Source organism: Acinetobacter sp. WCHAc060025, assembly GCF_004209355.1.
Classification (GTDB): Bacteria; Pseudomonadota; Gammaproteobacteria; order Pseudomonadales; family Moraxellaceae; genus Acinetobacter; species Acinetobacter wuhouensis.
On record NZ_SGSX01000001.1, the window covers coordinates 265,231 to 281,067 of the forward strand.

The 15,837-nt window shown below is 39.4% G+C and carries 12 protein-coding genes and 1 pseudogene; 5 read left to right on the forward strand and 8 right to left on the reverse strand.

What is annotated here, in order from left to right; all coding sequences use genetic code 11:
• Position 1: 1 nt before the first annotated feature.
• The 8 genes from murD to glnK form a co-directional block, all read right to left on the reverse strand.
• Positions 2-1,360, reverse strand: coding sequence for a UDP-N-acetylmuramoyl-L-alanine--D-glutamate ligase (murD, locus tag EXE09_RS01275; protein WP_130116072.1), 1,359 nt, complete (start codon positions 1,358-1,360; stop codon positions 2-4).
• A 158-nt stretch (positions 1,361-1,518) separates the two neighbouring features.
• On the reverse strand, positions 1,519-2,064 hold the full coding sequence (locus EXE09_RS01280) for a VTT domain-containing protein (protein ID WP_068975118.1): 546 nt from the start codon (positions 2,062-2,064) through the stop codon (positions 1,519-1,521).
• Between the two features lie 119 nt (positions 2,065-2,183).
• Positions 2,184-2,843: a riboflavin synthase gene (locus EXE09_RS01285; RefSeq protein WP_130116073.1), complete on the reverse strand. Its 660-nt coding sequence runs from the start codon at positions 2,841-2,843 to the stop codon at positions 2,184-2,186.
• A 92-nt stretch (positions 2,844-2,935) separates the two neighbouring features.
• Entirely contained in the window at positions 2,936-4,240 is a 1,305-nt protein-coding gene (locus tag EXE09_RS01290; RefSeq protein WP_068975000.1) for a DNA adenine methylase, read from the reverse strand.
• A complete protein-coding gene (ribD, locus tag EXE09_RS01295) occupies positions 4,237-5,364 on the reverse strand; it encodes a bifunctional diaminohydroxyphosphoribosylaminopyrimidine deaminase/5-amino-6-(5-phosphoribosylamino)uracil reductase RibD (protein ID WP_130116074.1) in 1,128 nt (375 codons plus the stop codon). Before ribD ends, EXE09_RS01290 begins: the two co-directional genes overlap by 4 nt.
• Positions 5,365-5,425: 61 nt before the next feature.
• Positions 5,426-5,890, reverse strand: a complete 465-nt coding sequence (nrdR, locus tag EXE09_RS01300; RefSeq protein ID WP_068974998.1) for a transcriptional regulator NrdR — start codon at positions 5,888-5,890, stop codon at positions 5,426-5,428.
• Positions 5,891-6,049: 159 nt separating this feature from the next.
• Positions 6,050-7,444 carry an ammonium transporter gene (locus tag EXE09_RS01305; RefSeq protein WP_130116075.1) on the reverse strand — a complete coding sequence of 465 codons (1,395 nt, stop codon included), beginning with the start codon at positions 7,442-7,444 and terminating at the stop codon, positions 6,050-6,052.
• Positions 7,445-7,510: 66 nt separating this feature from the next.
• Complete coding sequence (gene glnK / locus EXE09_RS01310) at positions 7,511-7,849, reverse strand: P-II family nitrogen regulator (RefSeq protein WP_004725283.1); 339 nt, start codon at positions 7,847-7,849, stop codon at positions 7,511-7,513.
• A gap of 288 nt (positions 7,850-8,137) precedes the next feature.
• On the opposite strand from glnK, the gene EXE09_RS01315 reads away from it, so the two are divergent.
• The 5 genes and pseudogenes from EXE09_RS01315 to EXE09_RS01335 all read left to right on the forward strand — a co-directional run bounded on the left by EXE09_RS01315 (position 8,138) and on the right by EXE09_RS01335 (position 15,837).
• Positions 8,138-8,365, forward strand: a complete 228-nt coding sequence (locus EXE09_RS01315) for an accessory factor UbiK family protein (protein WP_068974996.1) — start codon at positions 8,138-8,140, stop codon at positions 8,363-8,365.
• A gap of 72 nt (positions 8,366-8,437) precedes the next feature.
• Positions 8,438-9,282 (forward strand): annotated as a pseudogene (locus EXE09_RS01320) (YifB family Mg chelatase-like AAA ATPase); the annotation flags it as partial.
• Positions 9,283-9,397: 115 nt separating this feature from the next.
• Positions 9,398-11,197 carry a hypothetical protein gene (locus EXE09_RS01325; RefSeq protein WP_020752729.1) on the forward strand — a complete coding sequence of 600 codons (1,800 nt, stop codon included), beginning with the start codon at positions 9,398-9,400 and terminating at the stop codon, positions 11,195-11,197.
• 375 nt (positions 11,198-11,572) lie between these two features.
• Positions 11,573-12,736, forward strand: a complete 1,164-nt coding sequence (locus EXE09_RS01330; protein WP_077109212.1) for an efflux RND transporter periplasmic adaptor subunit — start codon at positions 11,573-11,575, stop codon at positions 12,734-12,736.
• The gene (locus EXE09_RS01335) at positions 12,733-15,837 is read left to right on the forward strand and encodes a multidrug efflux RND transporter permease subunit (protein ID WP_323052668.1); all 3,105 of its coding nucleotides are present in this window, start codon (positions 12,733-12,735) and stop codon (positions 15,835-15,837) included. Before EXE09_RS01330 ends, EXE09_RS01335 begins: the two co-directional genes overlap by 4 nt.

A 15,837-nucleotide genomic window follows, 5' to 3' on the forward strand; every position in this document is an offset into this window, starting at 1 on the left:
CTTATGATTCTTTTTGCTCTAAAGCATTTACATATTCAACAAAGCGATGACCACGCTGAGGATAACCTGTAAACATATCAAAACTTGCACATGCGGGTGATAATAACACTACATCTTGTGCATGCGTATTTTGTTGACAAAGTTCAACTGCTTCTTGCAATGATTCTGCATGAATCAATGTCGTTGTTCCTTCAATTGCCTTTTCAATAATAGGACGATCTTCACCAATTAAAACCGCAACTTTGGCATATTTTTGTAGTGAATCACGCAAAGCCGTAAAATCTTGCCCTTTACCTTGACCACCGAGAATAATAGCAACTCTGCCACCTTGTACTTCGATCGCAGCACCAAGACCATCAATCGCAGCTAAAGTTGCCCCAATATTCGTCCCTTTGGAATCGTTATAATAACGTACACCATCAACTTCTTTGACAAACTCACAACGGTGCTCTAAACCTTTAAAAGTTTTTAAGGTTTCAAGCATTTTATCTAAAGATAAACCAATCGCCTCACCCAATGCTAAACACGCTAAGGCATTGGCAACATTATGTGTGCCTTGAATATACATCTCTGAGCTTTTCAGTAAGCGCTCACGACCACGCGCTAACCAAATCGTACCATCATCATCTTTTAAAACCCCAAATTGATTGAGATCAGGTGCATTTAAGCCAAAGCTTTGCATCGGTGTAACATCAGGTACAAGTGGACGTGTCAGTGAATCATCACGGTTAAACACCACTTTTTTTACACCTTGGAAAATACGGTGTTTGGCAGTGTGATAACCAAACATATCACCATGGCGGTCTAAATGGTCTTCACTCATATTTAAAACCACAGCCACTTCTGCATTGAGATTCGATGTGGTTTCAAGTTGGAAGCTTGAAAGTTCTAAAATATAAACATCAGGATGATCATGAGTTAAATCTAAAGCAGGACGACCTAAATTCCCACCGACAGCAACATTCACACCTGCTTCTTGTGCCATTAGACCGATTAAGGTCGTCACAGTACTTTTCGCATTTGAGCCTGTAATTGCCACAATCGGTTTATCTGTTGCACGGCGTAAAACCTGAATTTCACTAATAACAGGAATGCCTTTGGCAATCGCAGCTTGAATTTCAGGAAGTTTTGGATCTAGCCCAGGGCTGATGATAATTTCTTCAGCTTGTAATAATAATTCTTGGTCAAAATGTCCGAAACTGGTTTGCACATCAGCAGGGATTTTGTCGTGCCCTGGCGGAACTTCACGAGAGTCAGTGACTGCAACACGGTAGCCTTTTTCATGTAGAAAATTTACAGCTGAAACACCCGAAATTCCAAGTCCAGCCACAACTTTTAAACCACCACGTTGTATTAACATTTTTGCCCACCAGCATTCAGATTTTAAAACTTGCAAAATGTTAGCACTTTGGCGATTTGAAAGCTTTTTCTGTTTTCACTTTCTGGCTATTTTTTTGTGTCAGTGCGTAAAAAAACTGTCATAAAAATATGATGTCGCTCAAACGAGCTTTCAAAGACTTAAATCGAATTGAGAAAGAGTGAAAATAAATTCCCTGCACCAAAACCGACACCAAGTAATAAGGCGATCCAAATCCAACCACCCAAGACGTTATACAGCATAAATACTGGCATTTTCATATGCCCTGCACCTGCCGCAAAAGGTGCAAAAGAACGAACAAAGGGAACAAAACGTGCAACTAGAATGGTTTTACCACCATGCTTTTTAAAATAATGATTGGTCTTTTGAATATATTCAGGCTTAAACCAACGTGAATGTGCATGGAAAAATTTAAAACCTAAAACACGACCCGTATAATAATTCACCATATAGCCAAGAATGGAAGCAATGATCAGTAACACGCCCATATAATGCAAATGCACATCATCAGCAGTTGAGCACAATGCACCGATGGCGATCAGCAAACTATCCCCAGGTAGAAAAAACATAAATACGGAGCCTGTTTCTGCAAAAATAATCAGAAACAAAATGGCATAAATCCACAGCCCATAATTTTCTAAAATCGAAGGAAGTAATTGTTCTAAGTGAAGTAGAAAATCAATCAAACCCAATGCTCATTGTGAATATCGAGCCTATATTAGCTTAAAATTCGCCAATAAATATTAAAAAAGCCTAAATAAATTAGGCTTTTTCTACACGGAATACTCAGAATGAAATGAATTTATTATTTTAAAAAGCCATGCTCAGCCAAAAATTCCATGCTTAATTTTGACTCTGCTTTGGGTTCAGCTGCCTTATCACCTAGCAATAAACGCTCAATATAGCGGGCTAATACATCAACTTCTAAGTTCACCTTCGTACCAACTTTCCATGTGCCGATATTGGTACGTTCAGCGGTATGTGGAATTAAATTTAAGCTCAATACATTACCATTTAAATGGTTAATGGTCAGGCTAATCCCATCTACAGTAATTGAGCCTTTTTCCGCTAAGTATTTGGCAATCTCAGTTGGTGCGGTGACTTCAAAATAAAGCGAACGTGCATCTGAGCGAACCACAGTAATTTCACCCACTACATCGACATGACCACTGACAATATGTCCACCAAAACGCGTGGTCGGCAACATGGCTTTTTCAACATTGACAGGCTGACCCACTTTCCAACTCGCTAAAGTTGAGCGATTTAAGCTTTCACGCGATACATCAGCCGCATACCAGTTTTCACCCCAGTCGATCACGGTCAAGCAAATTCCGTTGGTTGCAATCGAATCACCCAAATGCACATCAGACATATCAAGATCAGTTTGAATACGTAGACGAACATCACCGCCTACACTTTGCAAGCTTTCAACTTTACCTAAACTTTCAACAATGCCCGTGAACATAATTTTATCCTGCCCTCAATCATTGAGGAGTTTTAGCCAATGTTTCTATTTTACTGTGTCTGATGAATCTGCCTAATTAGACAGAAGAAATATTACCACAATGCCAACTGCGTACTCACACCCGAAGTATCCACACCACCCAATTCAGCAAAATGATAAAGCTGACCAAGTAACTGTCGCAATGGCGGTCCAGACTTAGCATGAGTATCCGTAATCACAATAAACTCAAGTACACGTGCGCGTTCAGATTGACGCTGTTTGCTCACTCGATAACGTGGCACATCTTGAGTCAATAAAGTCACCTTGCCACGTTTTAAATTGGCCGCCAATAAATCTTTGGCTTCAATATTTCCATCAGTTGAATAACTAGTGAGAATATAACGTGCATTGATGGTTTCTAACAAACTCTCATAAGCCTCTTGCGCATGCTTAGAGGAGTTATATGGACTTGGGCGCTCTTTACGCCATGCACGGTCAATTCCACTCTTAAAGCCTTTGGTATCAGGTGTTGGTAAATCGACTTGATCCCATAAAGTTAAAGAATTGAGCACATGATAATTACTGCTGTACGCATGTTGATTATATGGTGGATCGAGATATGCAACATCGACTTCAAAACCACTCATTTGATTCGCCAAATGCTGTGCATCTACACACCACATTTCCGCCATCGGTGTTTTTTGTTTGGTATCACCGACTTCGCTAAAACGACTTGGGGTTAACCACAACAAAGATTCAATCCGTTCTAAAGCAGTTTGGGTCTTGCCACCCCAGCCATGATGGAAACTTTTAAATACACCGCTGGTATTACTGACAAAACTGGCTGAATAGAGCAATGGCGCAAGTAAAGCACTCATTTCTACATCATCAATTGCGCCTTGAGCTTGCCATGTTGCAATCTGTTGGCGAATCGCATCAATCCGCATGCCATTACGACGTTTAAAGAATAAACGGTCACGTGCAGGATCGTAGATTTCATCATTACGTGGGCAAAGATTATGCGTCACCCAACCTTTAACTTCGGGTAAGCGGTTTAAATAATCAATCGCTTTTTGATAACCGCCTAACTCTTTAAATGCAGGTGCATCAGTACATGCAAGAATGGCATGATTCAATGCATGGCTATAGGGTTCCCAGTCATTGGCAATTACACGATAACCATTTTGACGCGCTAGACGTGATACCACGCCACTGCCTGCAAAAAAGTCAGCGAAAATTGGCGCACGCTTCCCTTTCGGATTCAACGTCCCCGTAATTTCCAATGCTTCCAGAATCAGATGCAACAAACGGCGCTTATTTCCCAAATAAGGAACAAGCTGATGAAAAAGGTATTCATCTGTCGTACGCGCAGCATGACGACGTTTGTGATAAACCGATGTAGGTGACTCTGAATTCATACTGACTCTTGTGACGGGATAAGTCTTAAGCGAATGTCATCACCAAACTGATGTACATCTGCAAGCTTAAAACGTAATTGTTGTGCCATGCTTTCAAATTGCGCATTGAACATAGCACGTGCCGATTGACCCAATAGGGTAGGTGCAACATAACTGATCAATTCATCGACCAGTTTTTCCTGCAAAAATGCAGTAGATAATGTTGCACCTGCTTCAACCAACACATCATAAATTTGAAAATCTTTTAAAGTTCGAAGCAAATCATGTAACGACTGGACTTCTAATTGTACCACGCCTAATTCAGCCAGTTCCTGACGAAATGGTCCCATGACCATCACTGTATCAGGTTGCTTGAGAATTTGCGCTGTTAAAGGCAAACGTCCTTGACGATCTAAAATCACCCTTTTCGGCTGAACAATAGTTTCAAGATCAATCGCTTTTCCATCAACATCAAACAATGAACGGACATTGAGTAATGGATCATCTACAAGAATAGTTTCAATTCCTGTAATGACTGCCCCTGAAATTGCACGCCAATGTTGCACATCTTGACGAGATTCAGCACCTGTAATCCATTTAGATTCACCAGAAGCCATTGCAGTACGACCATCTAAACTTGATGCAACTTTTAAGCGCACATAAGGCATATTACATGCCATCGCTTTTAAAAAGCCTTTATTTTGCACTTCTGCTTCGACAGTACACACATCTGTAATAACGTGAATCCCTGCTTGGCGCAAAATTTCGATGCCTTTTCCTGCAACAAGCGGATTTGGATCTGCACATGCCACCACAACTTTAGCCAAACCTGCTTCAACCAGACCTTTGGTACATGGCGGCGTACGACCATAATGCGCACATGGCTCTAAAGTCACATAGGCGGTTGCACCACGAGCTTGTTCACCTGCTTCACGCATCGCAAACACTTCTGCATGTGAGCCACCGACAGGGGCTGTTGCACCACGTCCAACAATCACACCATCTTTAACAATGACACAACCGACAGCAGGATTAGGGCGAGTTCGATAAATTGCCTTTTCAGCCTCAGCAATGGCTTGACGCATCCAAACCTGATCCTCACTTAAGGCATCATTGTGTTTAGAATCTAGCGCATACTCAGACATATAATTCCTAATGAATATTGATCAACAATCGTAAAGGGCAATATTAACAATAATTTTTACATCAATGATCTTTACCATGATCTTGCATTTGCTCGATCTGATCACGGAACGCATTGATATCTTGGAAATCTTGATACACCGAAGCAAAACGCACATAAGCCACATGATCCAATGCAAACAATGATTTCATGACAATCTCACCAATGGTACGTGAGCGAACATCACGCTCCCCTAAACGGCGAATTTGTAATTGAATATCATTAATCACTGTTTCAATCTGCTCTTGCGTAACCGGTCTTTTCTGCAAAGCATGCATCAATGAACGACGTAATTTGGCTTCATCAAACGGTTCATTTTTACCATCAGACTTGGTCACACGAGGCATCACCACCTCATAACTTTCAAATGTGGTAAAACGCTCACCACAACTAATACATTCACGACGTCGACGAATCTGACTCCCTTCGGCAGCCAAACGCGAATCAATCACTTTACTATCTGCGGCGTTGCAAAATGGACAATGCATAGTGGTTTAATTGAGCAAAATTGATGAATTTACCTAGTGTAGCAAAAAAACTAGATTTTGTTGAGCATTTCGCAAGATATGGAAAAAAAACAGCCCTTATGGGCTGTTTCATACTATATATAGTTATTATCCTGATTTTAAATTTTCATATCCATTTGATTATTCGATGCGTTCGCCATGTTGACTCAAATCTAGCCCCATACGTTCATCATCTGATTCCACGCGGATGCCGATTACTACATCGATGATTTTAAGTAGGATGAAGGTCACTACAGCTGAGTAAGCAATCGTTGCCAATACACCTTCTACTTGTACCCATAATTGGTGGGTCATGCTTGCAGGCGCTTTGTCTCCCATGATGAATGAGCTTGCAAATACCGCTGTTAAGATTGCACCGACGATACCACCTACACCATGTAAGCCGAAAGCATCTAAAGAATCATCTGCTTTAAGGATACGTTTAAGACCTGAGATTCCCCAGAAACATACCACACCACCAATTAAGCCCATGATGAGTGCGCCACCGACAGTCACAAAACCTGCTGCTGGTGTGATCACCACTAAGCCTGCTACAGCACCTGATGCAGCACCGAGGACTGAACCTTTACCACGAACAATCTTTTCAACCACGAGCCATGCGATCGCTGCCGCTGCTGCTGCCACTTGTGTAGTCACCAATGCATAGGCTGCTGAACCATTTGCACCTAAAGCAGAACCACCATTGAAACCAAACCAACCAACCCACACAAGGCTTGCACCCAATACAGTTAAAGTTAAGTTGTGTGGCGCCATAGATTCTTTGCCTAGCCCCATACGCTTACCCAGTAAGTATGCAGCGACAAGACCTGCTACACCTGAGTTAATATGAACCACTGTACCACCTGCAAAATCAAGCGCACCATCATTCATGAGCCAACCACCACCCCATACCCAGTGCGCGATTGGTGCATACACCACAACCACCCAAATGGTAATAAAGGCAATCCAAGCGCTAAATTTCATACGATCAGCCACAGAGCCACTGATGATGGCAACGGTAATAATCGCAAAAGTCATTTGGAAAATAACAAAGAGAATTTCAGGAATCGTGCCACTGAGTGCATCTGTGGTAATCCCTGAGAGCATGATTTTATCTAAACCACCGATAAAAGCATTACCAGAGCCAAATGCAAGTGAATAACCAATCACGACCCAAACAAGACTCACAATCGCCGCAGCTGTAAAACTGTGTGCCATTGTGGAAAGAACGTTTTTCTTACGTACCATACCACCGTAGAACAAAGCCAAACCTGGAATGGTCATCAATAAAACCAGTGCTGTAGACACTAAAACCCAAGCCGTATCACCTGTATCAGCCTTAGCCTCTTCGGCAGGCGCAGATGCAGCCGCTTCTACAGGAGCCACTGTTGCAGTTGGTTCAGTCGTAACAGCTGTAGCTTCGTGTGCTGTTGCTACAACTGAAGAAGCAGGTTCAGCTACGTTTTCTTCTGCCCACGCAACTGATCCGCCAAGAAGTGCGCCAGACAGGCTGAGCGCTAATAGCATTTTTTTCATTCGTATCCCCCAACCAAATTTTTGAGTTATGTATCGATATACATAACTAGCAACCTTCGTGCCAAGTTAAACAGCGTCTGGGCCTGTTTCACCTGTACGAATACGAATCACTTGTTCTAAATTCGTTACGAAAATTTTGCCATCACCGATTTTGCCAGTACTCGCAACACGAGTAATCGACTCAATCACTGAATCCACCATGTCATCACTGATTGCGATTTCAATTTTTACTTTAGGTAAAAAATCAACCACATACTCAGCACCACGATACAGTTCAGTGTGCCCTTTTTGACGACCAAAACCTTTCACTTCGGTTACGGTAATCCCTTGAACGCCTATATCAGAAAGTGCTTCACGCACGTCATCCAATTTAAACGGTTTTACAATTGCAGTTACGAGCTTCATATTGTTTTCCTTCGGCTTATTTCACCAGTAAGGTTTTATGTTCAATTTTCATGCCAATTTCATTAACGGTTGGGGTTGTTAAATCAATTCGCATGTAATGCCTTTATAACCTATTGTATATACTCAGGTGAAGTTGCCAGCTAAAAAAACTCACAATAATCATCAATTTTTAACTTTAATTGTTTATTTCTATCGGTATCCTTTGCCGATGATCAGCTAAATTAACTTGAGTAAAAATAAAGACAGGATGTTACACTAGCCCAAGCAACTAAACCCTTTGGATTCCTCATGATTGAAACACTACTACAAGCAATTTTGGAACAAATCGACCAACCTAAGAAAGACATTGAACACAACTTACGTGCTTTATTAAATGAAGCCGTCGCAAAAATGGATATTGTGTCCAAAGATGAAATTGAGCGTCAAAAAACTGCACTAAATAATGCCAATCTTCGACTCACTGAACTTCAACAACAGGTTCAAGCTTTAGAAGAATTGATTAAGAATAAAAAATAATTCAAATTTGCACATTTTTAGTGCAAAAATCACAAATAATGATTAAAAATAAAGCAAAATGGAACAATAAGAATGTCTTTAGCCAAAATTTATACCCGAGGGCTACTCGGGTTGCATGCGCCACTCATTGAAGTTGAAGTCCATGTTAGTGCTGGTCTTCCCTCATTAACCATTGTTGGGCTTGCGGAAGCTGCTGTTCGAGAAAGTAAGGATCGTGTTCGATCTGCCATCATCAATAGCGGTTATCAATTTCCAACCAAACGCCTGACGATCAACCTTGCACCCGCAGATCTGCCTAAAGATGGTTCACGCTTAGATCTACCTATTGCACTAGGAATATTGATTGCCACAGGTCAACTGCCTGAAGGGGTGACTGATGATTTTGAATTCATTGGTGAATTGGCACTCGATGGTCATTTAAGACCTGTCACAGGAACACTCACCATTGCCATGGCATGTCAAATGGCAAAGCATCAACTGATGTTACCCAAAGAAAATGCAGATGAAGCTGCACAACTTCCTGAGTTTCAAGTGTTTGCAGCCACACATTTAAAACAAGTCTGTGATCACTTTCTCACCAATCAGAAAATTGATGCGTCGGTTTCGACAAAGAGCGCTTTCGACAATCAATATAAATTTGACTTGGCTGATGTGAAAGGTCAATTACGCCCTCGACGTGCTTTAGAAATTGCTGCGGCAGGTGGACATTCTATTTTATTTAAAGGCCCGCCTGGTACAGGAAGACCCTACTCGCCTCTCGTCTTCCAAGTATTTTACCTGCACTCAATGCACAAGAAAATTTAGAAGTTGCCAGCATTTATTCGATTGCCAATTCGCAACACCAATTTGGACAACGCCCATTTAGAGCACCTCATCACACTGCATCCGCAATCGCACTGGTCGGTGGTGGCTGTCACTTACAAAAATAAAAGCTAGTTTACAAAAATAGAAGCTAGTCAAATATATAAAAATAGACTATTAATAACTCATAATTTCTTTTTTATAATAACCTTTATTAGAGTATATTCTGATATGACCTCTATTGACTCATTTCCTGATGATGAAATCGAACGAGTTGTCTACCTATATAGTTGTTTAAAGTTAAATTCGAGTTCTGAATCTGACAATATATTAATTGAAGTTCTACTTGTTGAGCTTGATGCGGCAAACCCTAATCGTTTAAATGTATCTGAAAATTCTTACAACAAATATGATGTCACTTTTCGAGATTTGGATACAGTACAAATTGGCACAATATGGAAAGGCCAAACACGAATAGAGGGAAGAAAATTCTCTTTTAATAACTGTCTGAGAACAGTTAATTTTGAGTTTGATTTTTCCATTAACGAACCAAAGATCATTAGATTTGATGCTAAGATTCCTGATTCAGACGAATACTACTTATATAATGAAAAAATATTCATTCCTAAAAATGAATACAGTGCAAATGTGCCTTTTAGATATTACCCATTTTTAATGAGTAAATATTGTATTTTAAAATCAAATGATAATATCGAAGTACTTACAAGTTGTATTCATTCACTCCATGCTTTTTATATCCCTGCAAGAAAGGACATTAGAGGCCATATCATCAATGAAAATTACAGTATTTCACATATAGTTGATTTATTTTTAGAAAAATATGAAATTCAAAATGTTGAAAATGTTGAAAAAATATCTGTTGTACTGAAAAAAAATATGGTTAAAACCATAGGAAAAGAAGCGATCACATTTTTGGCAAATCTAGCACTAAACAAAAACACCCAAGAAAAAGTGCTAAATATACGAAATTCGTTAAATGACATAAAACTCGATAAAACTGGAAAGCCATATCCATCTAGATTTCCTAGTGTAATTCCTCCGCATTCAACAACAATGAGCTTAACTGCCGAAGGTATTTGGCTTGAAAATGGAAAACGATTTTTAATTACACACGTATCTAAAGTTTCTCCTATTGCTGATTTTCCTATAGTAGCTTATGCACCTGTAACAGAATCAGAGGAACAGATAGAAACCATTGATAAAGATAAAGTTCATAGACAAGGTCGAAACAAAAAAAAACGCAATAACACTCGTATCAACACCCAAGAAGACCCATCTCACAACAGAGGTGAAAATAAAAAACAGACTGATATTTCAGTAGATTTTACTGATTTCGATATTGAGATTATTGAAGAAGTAATTGAAACTGAATCAAATATACAATATATTGAAAGTAAAGAAAAAAATGAAAATAAAGATGAAGAATCATCAGGCAACCGTTATGGCAATAGAAAGAATAAACCTACAAAATCTGAAAATTCAGAAAAAAAACCGAATAAACTAGATGTAGATGATCTTGCTCTTATATTTAGTAGTTTAAAAAACATTGAAGCTAAAAAAGATTCTACTAAATTAACTAAAGTATCTTGCATTGATCAAAGTGGAAATCTTTCAGACACCTTTTCACTTTTACAGATAAAGCCCATCGTTAAATTCCCTATTCATAATACTTGGATTAACGATGACGTTGGAAGATTACTTTTGTTTTTAAAGTTAGAGTTAGCCGAATTTCATGATCATCTTTACCTTATTGATATTAAGAAAAATAACAAAAATAATGAAGCATTTTGTTTTTTTCTATTTATTACCAAAGAGATGCTTAATGAAAAAAATATAACCATGATTTGTGAAGCAATTGAGGGGAAAAAAGGAACAAAAAAATGGTTCGATATTTGCAAGACTAACTTCAATCAAAAAAGAGCCATGAAGCACATGCATACTGACCAAGCTGATTGGGTTGCAAGTTTTAATAAAATTTTCAAAATATTAATAAAAAAGAAAAAATTATAAATAGAGAATTAAATTTACTAAAATATGCTTCGTATTTATTGAAGAATTACGAAGCAGCTTGTTTTAAAACTTCTACTTCAAAATGATCCATTAGCTTCTTTATTACTTCTTTTTAAATAGATAACTCATATAAAGAATAGTATGAAATATATCTAAAACTTCCAACAGGTTTCTCAATCAACCAATATTAATAAAGTTATTATAAAACAATAATTTAGCTTAACAAAATCAAGTGTTTATTATTAATAATAGTTTCAGCCAAATTAAAATTACTTCCCATTTAACAGTTTTCTCCACACAATCTCCACATAACATTAGCAATTCATAAACACTGCTATTTCAAAATAGTAGCATCTAAAACTCTCTCTGAAAAACATGCAAACATGTCATCATTTAATAAGTTCAATACTTATTACAACTGTACTTTTGATCGGCTGTACACAATCCAAAGATGCTGAACAGTCCGCAGCAGAAATGCCGCCGGTGGTGGTCAGTACCATCACTGTATTACCGCAATCTATGAATGTAATTGAAAATCTTCCCGGCCGTGTTACAGCTTACCGGATTGCTGAAATTCGTCCGCAAGTAGGTGGAATTGTTGATAAAGTGCTTTTTAAACAAGGCTCTTATGTGCAAGCAGGTCAACCACTTTTTAAATTAAATTCTGAAATCTTTCAGGCAGATGTAAAAAGCAATCAAGCTACTTTAAACCGTGCACAAGCTGAGGTGACACGTTTGCAGGTGCTGTTAAAACGCTACACTGAATTGGTAAAAGTAAATGCGGTTAGTCAGCAGGAATACAACAATACGGAAGCAGATTATAAAAAAGCAAAAGCCGATGTGGCGCAAATGCAAGCTATGTTAAGTAGACAGCAGCTCAATCTTAAATATGCCACTGTCACAGCACCCATCTCAGGAACGATTGGTGAAATCTTAGTGACTGAAGGTGCATTGGTTGGTCAAGGCGATAGCAATGCGATGGCCGTAATACAACAGATTAATAAAGTCTACGTCGATGTAAAGCAATCAATTAGTGATTATGAAAAGCTACAGGAAGCTTTGCAGCAAGGTGACGTGTCAAACATCAAACATACGGTTGAAATCCTGAATAGTCAGGGTAAACCTTATAATGTCACAGGTGAAATCCTATTTTCAGATACTAAAGTTGATCCTGACACGGGTGATGTCACGATTCGTATTCTAGTCAATAATCAAAATCAAAAACTTTTGCCAGGCATGTATGTTCGAGTCAATATGAGCCGAGCTCAAGTTGAAAATGCGCTGTTAGTACCTGAACAAGCGATTCAACATGATATTAATGGTAAAGCCAATGTTACGATTGTTAATCAAAAAGGTTTAGCGCAAAGCAAGCCTATTCAGCTTGGTCAACGTTATCAAAATAGCTATGTAGTAACACAAGGATTACAAGCAGGCGAAAAAGTTATTGTTGAAGGCGCTGATCGTATACAGCCTGAGCAAAAACTAAAAATTAAGCAGTGGCAACCTACAAATACTCAGGAAAGTGGAGGCAAGAAATAATGTCTCAATTTTTCATTAAGCGTCCTGTTTTTGCATGGGTGATCGCTTTATTTATTATTTTGTTAGGTGTACTCAGTATTCCCAAGTTACCTATTGCAAGATTTCCGAGTGTTGCGCCACCACAGATCAGTATTACTGCAATCTATCCAGGTGCTACCCCAAAGACACTGAATGATAGTGTTGTGACATTGATTGAGCGGGAAATGTCAGGTGTCAAGAACTTACTGTATTACAGTTCAAGTTCGGATAGTTCTGGAACAGCAACAATCACCGCAACCTTTAAACCAGGCACAGATGTAGAACTGGCACAAGTTGATGTACAAAACAAAATTAAAGCCATTGAGTCGCGCCTACCCCAAACAGTTCGACAACAGGGGCTGATGGTTGATGCTGCATCATCTGGTTTTTTAATGATGGTGGGGTTGAGTTCACCAAATGGCAAATATAGTGAAATTGATGTCAGTGACTATATGACTCGCTATGTAATTGAAGAATTAAAACGGGTCGAAGGTGTTGGTAAAGTCCAAAACTTTGGTGCTGAGAAAGCCATGCGAATTTGGGTCGATCCAGACCGCTTGGTCTCTTATGGATTGAGTATTCAAGATGTGAATACAGCCATCCAAAACCAAAACTTGCCGATATCACCGGGTCGTATTGGTGATGTTCCTGCGTTGAAGGGGCAACAAATCACCATTCCTTTGACTGCTCAAGGTCAATTAGAAACTGTAGAGCAATTCAAGAACATTAGTTTACGTGCTCAACAAAATGGTGCCATTGTTCGATTATCGGATGTTGCTCGTGTCGAAATTGGTGCGCAAATGTATAACTTTGCGATTTTAGAAAATGGTAAAGCCTCTACAGCTGTGGCGATACAAATGAGTCCTGGTGCCAATGCTGTTAAGACTGCAGAGGGTGTAAAAGCAAAAATTGAACAATTAAGTCTAGCATTGCCTGATGGTATGAAATTCTCTATACCTTACGACACTGCACCTTTTGTAAAAGTTTCGATTGAAAAAGTAATCATGACATTGCTTGAAGCTATGGCTTTAGTTTTTATTGTCATGTTTATTTTCTTACATAATGTTCGATACACCTTAATTCCAGCGATCGTTGCACCGATTGCATTGCTTGGCACATTTTCAGTCATGCTACTTGCAGGTTTTTCGATTAATGTGCTGACCATGTTCGGCATGGTGCTTGCGATTGGGATTATTGTCGATGATGCGATTGTGGTCATTGAGAATGTTGAACGAATTATGGCGACAGAAAGTTTATCTCCAGTTGAAGCCACATCTAAAGCCATGAAGGAAATTACCAATCCGATTATTGGTATTACCTTAGTGTTAGCCGCTGTATTCTTGCCGATGGCATTGGCGTCAGGCTCGGTGGGGATTATCTATCGCCAATTCACCATTACCATGTCAGTTTCCATTTTATTCTCAGCTTTCCTTGCATTGACATTAACCCCTGCGTTATGTGCAACAATGTTAAAACCGATTGATCAAGACCATCAGAAAAAAGGTGTTTTTGCATGGTTTGATCGCAGTTTTGAGAAGCTGAACAATCGCTACGAACGTAGTTTATTTAAAGTAATTAAACATAAAACCCTCGCAATGTTATGTTTCTTAGGCATTGTCATTGTGCTGATTTTTAGTTTTAAACACGTTCCGACTGCGTTTATGCCAGAAGAAGATCAGGGGTGGTTTATGACTTCAATTCAGCTTCCTGCGGATGCAACTCAAGAACGTACCCGTAAAGTCGTTGCTGAGTTTCAAAATCATTTAGACCAAGAAACGGGTATTAAAGACAATATGGCAGTCTTAGGTTTTGGTTTTAGTGGTTCTGGTCAGAATACAGCGATGTATTTTACTAATCTATTGCCATTCGAAGAGCGTACTATTACGGCACAAGAAGTTGTGAATAATGCCAATATGGCGATGGCTGAAAGTTCAGAAGGCCAGACCATGTCTGTGTTACCACCAGCCATTGATGAACTGGGGAATTCATCTGGTTTTTCATTGCGATTATTAGATCATGGCAACATTGGTATGCCTGCTTTAAGAGAGGCGCAAGATCAGCTTTTAGCATTAGCATCACAAAGTAAAATCGTGGCGGAGGTCTATCCTGAAGGTTTGCCTGACGGCAGTTCTGTAGAGCTTAAAATTGATCGCGATAAATTGCAGGCTTTGGGTGTTAATTTCAGTGATGTGACCGATATTATTTCGACCTCGATGGGTTCGATGTATGTCAATGATTTCCCAAATCAAGATCGTATGCAACAAGTCATTGTGCAACTTGATGCCAAATCACGCATGAGTATTGAAGATATTCTTCAGATTAAAGTGAACAGTCAAAGCGGTAAATTGGTTTCAATGTCTGAAATAATTACACCCATTTGGCAACATTCACCACAACAATACAATCGTTACAACGGTCGTCCATCATTGAGTATTTCTGGCAGTCCAGCAGCAGGTGTATCTTCAGGACAAGCCATGACTGAGATGGAAAATTTGATTAAACAGCTTCCGAAAGGTGTGGGTTATGAGTGGACTGGGATTTCTCTAGAAGAAAAACAGTCGGAATCACAAACCTTGTTTTTATTACTGTTGTCGATGTTAGTCGTTTTCCTTGTCTTGGCAGCACTTTATGAAAGCTGGTCAATTCCATTCTCTGTGATGCTAGTTGTCCCTCTAGGGTTGATTGGCGCCTTTTTAGCAGTAATGTTACGTGGTATGCCAAATGATATTTTCTTTAAGGTCGGCATGATCACGATTATTGGTCTATCTGCAAAGAATGCCATTTTGATTGTTGAGTTTGCAAAAGCATTAAGAGAAGAAGGAATGGGTTTAGTGGAGGCAACCGTTGCAGCCGCTAAATTGCGCTTACGTCCAATCCTAATGACATCTTTGGCATTTACCTGTGGCGTTATTCCTTTAGTCATTGCCAGTGGCGCTAGTTCTGAAACTCAAAAAGCGATTGGTACAGGCGTCTTTGGCGGCATGATCAGCGCAACAATTCTAGCTGTTATTTTTGTACCGATTTTCTTTATTGTCGTCATGAGCATGGTTGAGAAATTCTCGAAACGTAAAGCGGCACATTAA

Coding starts and splice junctions, on each gene's coding strand:
- EXE09_RS01305 (WP_130116075.1), bottom strand. CDS start 7,444: ATGAAAAAAATGCTATTAGCGCTCAGCCTGTCTGGCGCACTTCTTGGC.
- ribD (WP_130116074.1), bottom strand. CDS start 5,364: ATGTCTGAGTATGCGCTAGATTCTAAACACAATGATGCCTTAAGTGAG.
- EXE09_RS01285 (WP_130116073.1), bottom strand. CDS start 2,843: ATGTTCACGGGCATTGTTGAAAGTTTAGGTAAAGTTGAAAGCTTGCAA.
- murD (WP_130116072.1), bottom strand. CDS start 1,360: ATGTTAATACAACGTGGTGGTTTAAAAGTTGTGGCTGGACTTGGAATT.
- EXE09_RS01330 (WP_077109212.1), top strand. CDS start 11,573: ATGCAAACATGTCATCATTTAATAAGTTCAATACTTATTACAACTGTA.
- EXE09_RS01325 (WP_020752729.1), top strand. CDS start 9,398: ATGACCTCTATTGACTCATTTCCTGATGATGAAATCGAACGAGTTGTC.
- glnK (WP_004725283.1), bottom strand. CDS start 7,849: ATGAAGCTCGTAACTGCAATTGTAAAACCGTTTAAATTGGATGACGTG.
- nrdR (WP_068974998.1), bottom strand. CDS start 5,890: ATGCATTGTCCATTTTGCAACGCCGCAGATAGTAAAGTGATTGATTCG.
- EXE09_RS01315 (WP_068974996.1), top strand. CDS start 8,138: ATGATTGAAACACTACTACAAGCAATTTTGGAACAAATCGACCAACCT.
- EXE09_RS01290 (WP_068975000.1), bottom strand. CDS start 4,240: ATGAATTCAGAGTCACCTACATCGGTTTATCACAAACGTCGTCATGCT.